Annotated in this window: 2 protein-coding genes; one reads left to right on the top strand and one right to left on the bottom strand. The window is 43.3% G+C overall.

The window, feature by feature from the left end; translation table 11 throughout:
* On the bottom strand, positions 1-743 hold a 743-nt coding region (locus tag K6C05_RS01490), incomplete at its 3' end, for an ATP-binding protein (RefSeq protein ID WP_296730564.1).
* Between the two features lie 850 nt (positions 744-1593).
* Here K6C05_RS01490 and K6C05_RS01485 point away from each other — a divergent pair.
* Positions 1594-2240: cation-transporting P-type ATPase (locus K6C05_RS01485; RefSeq protein WP_296730562.1), on the top strand; the 647-nt coding region annotated here is incomplete at its 3' end.

The following is a 2240-nucleotide window of genomic DNA, read 5'->3' as shown; positions in this document are numbered from 1 at the left end:
GCCACTTTGCGCCCTTCATTTTTTAGGTACTTTGATATAGTGGTGGCAGAAAAGGTATTGCCAATATTGGCAGTAACGTAAGCGAGGATACGTTCCAGCAGGTCTACGTCGCGAATTTTTTTACGGCGAATGATATCCTTTAGTTCGACGGCGTTATACAAATCGCGGAGGTATTGCTTGACAGGTTCAGCTTGATATTGCAAGTTACCAAGGTAAGGCATACCACCCCAATGCATATATTGTTGGAAACATTCGGCGGTCGTCAGATTCGGTTGGAGATCGCGCATGGCATTGTAAAATTCCTGAAAGGATAGCGGATACATAACAAATTCTACATAACGTCCTGCCAGATAAGTTGCCAGCTCCCCGGATAGGAGCTTTGAATTTGAGCCAGTTATGTATATATCGCAGTCCAGGTCAACGCGGAAGGAATTGATGGCTTTTTCCCAATGCTTAACTTCTTGTACCTCATCAAGGAAGATATAGACTTTGTCCTTAATGGCTTTTGCCTTTTCCATGACATCATGGTGTAAGGCTTCGGCAGTACATAGGTGGGATAACGTCAAGGATTCGAAATTATAGGTAAGCATGGATGTGGCAGGGACACCTTTTTCCTGCAGCTCTTGCTGGATAATCTCCAGCATAACGGATTTACCACAACGACGGATGCCGGTGATGACTTTTACCAGATCCTGATTCATAAATGGACGGATTTTTTTCAGGTATAGATCGCGTTTTATCATATAAACACCTTCTTATAAGATATAATGTATAAATATAACACATATTAAATTCTAACAGTTATACCTGATAAAATCAATAAATATATTGTGATTACAAGATATATCTTATTTGACACTCCCTATGCCTGAAGGCTGGGGGGACGCCGCATTCGATAAGGCGGAGGAAGCACGAAGACGAAAATATCCCGTTGTTTATGGTGGACCAGGCAGACAGGCTTATGGGGCTGGCATTACATGAGTAAAATTATAAAACTTTTTCAAAACAGCCAAAGCTGCCTACCCGGTGTTAAAATGGAATAAGATCCGCTGAGTCCAGTGTTTTTCCCTTTTTCCGACTGAAACCACAGGCAGGGATGGTCAAATAGGGCTATGAATCTGTCCCATGAACTTTCGCCCTATCCTTATCGCCCATGCACACCATGGACATCGGCGTGCCAATGGCTGGCTATGCACTCGACAAGAGGGACCATGCATGGAGAAGACCAGAGGGCATTGAACAGATTGTTGGTGGAGTTTATGCGCTAGTAAAAAAAATTATTTTTTTAGCAGGAGATTCCTATTACTTTGTAGTATTAGTCCTTATGATACCGTAAGAATGTGTTATGTTTACTGGTTACTAAGGAATGATTACTATGTGGGATATGGAAGTAGCTTGTTTTATGAAAGTACATAATATCACTATGAGTGTACATGGGGGGGGGACACTCTAAGAAGTCTGTCCAATATTATAACAAGTGATTACGTCCGCTTCTGTTCAGCAGAAAGTGGGCACATGCGCAATGCGCGTATGTGCTAACTTTTGCTGAGCAGAGGCGGACGTTTTTTATTGTGTATTTTGGGAGGGTTGGTAATGAAGAAAGTGCAGGGCTTGAGTAAAGCGGAGGTGGAGGCATCGCGGCAGAAGTATGGGGATAATGTGATTCCTGACTCGGAGCCGACTACCTTTTGGGATGAGTTCAAAGAGACCTTCAATGATCCTATGATTCGAATTTTGCTGGTCATTGTGGTCATCATGCTCATTATGTATTCTTTGGGACATGCTCAAATTTATGAACCTCTAGGAACGATTGTTGCTGTGCTCATCGTGGCTTTTGTTACTGCGAAAACTGGTGTAGCCAGTGACACCAAATATCGGGAGCTGAAGGAAAGCACTAAGAAAGACACTTGTAAGGTCTATCGTGATGGTAAAATCTGCAATCTGGAAATGGATGAAGTGGTAGTCGGTGATATGGTACTGCTGCAATCCGGGGATAAAATTCCAGCAGATGGCGTATTGGATGACGGTGATTTGAGGGTAAACAATTCGGCTCTTAATGGTGAAGTGGAGGAATGCAAGAAGTTTGCGGCAACAGAAACGTTTGATTTTCCGGAGACAATTACCGGAGAGGATTTAACAGGAAAACATTTATTGTTCCGGGGAACGGTTGTTTTTGATGGGGAAGGTGTGCTCTCAGTTCGTAAGGTTGGCCTGGCAACCATGATGGGCAGGATGGCTGC

The sequence above is a fragment of the Anaerovibrio sp. genome, from assembly GCF_024697385.1.
Lineage (GTDB): Bacteria > Bacillota > Negativicutes > Selenomonadales > Selenomonadaceae > Anaerovibrio.
The sequence above is the reverse complement of the archived record's forward strand: the minus strand, read 5'-3'. Positions and strand labels throughout refer to the sequence as shown.